Source organism: Halomonas sp., assembly GCF_031581305.1.
Classification (GTDB): Bacteria; Pseudomonadota; Gammaproteobacteria; order Pseudomonadales; family Halomonadaceae; genus Halomonas.
The window spans coordinates 1-2,430 of sequence record NZ_JAVLBC010000298.1; the positions used below are offsets into that span (position 1 = coordinate 1).

Genomic DNA, 2,430 nt, shown 5'->3' on the forward strand with positions numbered 1-2,430 from the left:
ACCTCGGGTGGCTTCGCCCAGATCGAGGCCCAGGTGACCGCGCTGCTCGACAAGCTCAACGGCCTGGAGGTCGAGCCGCTGCTGGAGGGACTCGAGCGTAACCTGACGACCTCCGAGGCCACGCTCGTCGAGGTCCGCGAACTCACCGCCAGCGTGCGCAGCCTGGTCGACGACCCCGGCACCCGGGCGCTCCCCGGCAACCTCAACCAGACGCTTCAAGAGCTGCGCGCCACCCTCGAGAACATCTCGCCGGATTCCGCCGCCTACGGCGACTTCACCGGGACCCTGCAGCAGCTGGAACGGCTGCTGCGCGATCTGCAGCCTACCGCGCGTACCCTGCGCGACAATCCCCGGGCACTGCTCTTCGACAGCCTGGACGGCGAGGACCCGCTGCCCAGGGCCCCCCAGCGCCAATCTGAAGGAAGCACACCATGAAATCCCTCAAGGTCCTGCTCGCCGCCGGCCTCTCCCTGTGGCTGGCCGGCTGTGTCGCGAGCGGGCCGGCGCCGAGCCAGTACACGCTGCCCGCGGACGCCGGTCGTCAACCGGGAGGCATCGCCGGGGCGGACGCCGAGTATCGTCTGGTCGTCACTCAGCCACGGCTGGCCCGCTTTCTGGACGTCGACGGCCTGATACTGCAGCTCGACGACATCACGCTCAACGAAGCCAACCACCACCTCTGGGCAGCGCCCATCGACCTCCAGCTCGAGCGCGGCCTGCGCACTCGCCTGGCCGCTCGCCTGCCGCACACCCGGGTCATGCATGACGATGCCGATAGTCGTCGGCGTGCCCCCGCCGTCCTGCGCCTGGAAGTCGACCGCTTCCATGGCCGCTTCGACGGCCGGGCCGTTGTCGGCGGCCAGTGGCAGCTGAGTGACGAGGGAGGCGAGCTCTTGGCGATGGCCCCCTTCAACGTGGAAGTCGAACTGGCTCAGGACGGCTATCCCGCCCTGGTGCGCGCTCTGGGCCGTGGCTGGGACCAAGTGGCCGACGAGATCGCCGCGGAAATCAAACGGCTGCGCTGAGCCGCGCACTATGGCATACTACCGGCACGCGGCGATCGCTGGTCCCTCCTGCCGCGCCAGATTCCTTTTACACGCCTTGGCCCGGGACTGACCACGTGATGTATCGACGCGGCGCGACCGAGGCGTCTCTGCGGAGACCGCATGACCTTTTCCGACCTCGGCCTGCGTGCCGAACTGCTCCGTGCCGTCGAGGCACAGGGCTATACCACCCCTACCCCGATTCAGCTCCAGGCGATTCCCGCCGTCCTCGAGGGCGGTGACCTGCTGGCCAGCGCCCAGACCGGCACCGGCAAGACCGCCGGGTTCACCCTGCCGATGCTGCAGCGCCTGGCCGATGGCCCACGCCCGGCCAAGCGTCAGGTTCGTGCTCTGGTGCTGACTCCGACTCGCGAGCTCGCCGCCCAGGTGGGCGAGAGCGTGGCCGACTACGGCCGCCACCTGACCCTGCGCTCCCACGTGATCTTCGGCGGCGTCGGCCAGCAGCCCCAGGTTGACGCTATCCGCGCCGGCCTGGACGTGCTGATTGCCACCCCTGGCCGCCTGCTGGACCTGCACCAGCAAAAGCACGTGGACCTGTCGAAGGTCGAGATTCTGGTGCTCGACGAAGCCGATCGCATGCTCGACATGGGCTTCATCCACGACATCAAGAAGATCCTGCGCGTACTGCCCGAGAAGCGCCAGAACCTGCTGTTCTCGGCGACCTTCTCCAACGAGATCCAGGCGCTGGCCGGCAAGCTGCTCGACGACCCGGCCATGATCGAGGTCGCCCGCCGCAACACCACCGCCGAACTCGTCGACCAGGCGATCTACCGCGTCGACCGTGAGAAGAAGCGCGAGCTGCTGGCCCACCTGATCACCGAGCACGACTGGCAGCAGGTGCTGGTCTTCACCCGCACCAAGCACGGTGCCAACCGCCTGGCCGAGCAGCTCTCCAAGCAGGACATCCCGGCCATGGCGATCCATGGCAACAAGAGCCAGTCGGCCCGCACCAAGGCGCTGTCCGCTTTCAAGACCGGTGACCTTCAGGTCCTGGTGGCCACTGACATCGCGGCCCGCGGCCTGGACATCAACGAACTCCCCCACGTGGTCAACTTCGAGCTGCCCAACGTGGCAGAGGACTATGTCCACCGCATCGGCCGGACCGGCCGGGCAGGCAGCGAGGGCAAGGCAGTCTCCCTGGTCTGCGTCGACGAGCACGGCCTGCTCAAGGGTATCGAGCGACTGATCAAGCGTGACCTGGAGAAGCGCATCGAGCCCGGCTTCGAGCCGGATCCCAATGCCAAGCCCGAGCCCATCGAGAACGGCCGCGGCAAGCGCTCGGGCGGCGGCGGCCAGGGGCAGCGACGCCAGGGTCAGGATGCAGGCCAGCGCCGCGGTGGCGAGGAGGCCCGTGCCCCGCGTCGTC

2 protein-coding genes and 1 pseudogene are annotated in these 2,430 nt (G+C 68.4%); all 3 read left to right on the plus strand.

Annotation, left to right across the window (positions count from 1 at the left end; all coding sequences use genetic code 11):
• Window positions 1-435: pseudogene (locus RI841_RS15965) on the plus strand (mammalian cell entry protein); the annotation flags it as partial.
• On the plus strand, window positions 432-1,025 hold the full coding sequence (locus RI841_RS15970; RefSeq protein ID WP_310706619.1) for an ABC-type transport auxiliary lipoprotein family protein: 594 nt from the start codon (window positions 432-434) through the stop codon (window positions 1,023-1,025). The pseudogene RI841_RS15965 and the gene RI841_RS15970, both read left to right, overlap by 4 nt.
• A 141-nt stretch (window positions 1,026-1,166) precedes the next feature.
• A partial coding sequence (locus RI841_RS15975; RefSeq protein ID WP_310706620.1) for a DEAD/DEAH box helicase occupies window positions 1,167-2,430 on the plus strand: 1,264 nt, incomplete at its 3' end.

What these genes read in the sequence shown, in the direction of transcription:
- RI841_RS15970 (WP_310706619.1), top strand. Translation starts at nt 432, where the DNA reads ATGAAATCCCTCAAGGTCCTGCTCGCCGCCGGCCTCTCCCTGTGGCTG.